At 49.3% G+C, this 347-nt stretch carries 1 pseudogene; it reads right to left on the bottom strand.

The window, feature by feature from the left end:
- A pseudogene (locus tag ACYVTD_RS18340) lies at positions 1-347 on the bottom strand (hypothetical protein); the annotation flags it as partial.

Consider the following 347-nt stretch of genomic DNA (forward strand, 5'->3'; position numbering starts at 1 on the left):
ACATAATCAACAATGTCGCTAAAGAGTGAAATTATCGAATAAAAAACCTGGCCGGGGGATTTTATTTCGAATTCGGGCTGGCCGGCCAGCCTGTCCATTTTAATTCGATCCCAGTAGCCGGCTTTCATGGGAATTGACGGATCGTCCAGCGGGTTTGTTTCGTCCCAGCGGCCAAATTTTTTCTTTCCTGATTTCGGAGTTTCCAAATCCAGTTCCGGCGCCATATCCAGGCGGCGTTTTATCTGTCCCGCCTGATCTCCGATTTTTACTTCTACCTTTTCATGCCGTATACGACGGCCCTGCCGCGCCTTTTCTTCCTCTTCCGTCCTTTCATAACCCACTTCGCC

The sequence above is a fragment of the Treponema sp. R6D11 genome, assembly GCF_054786075.1.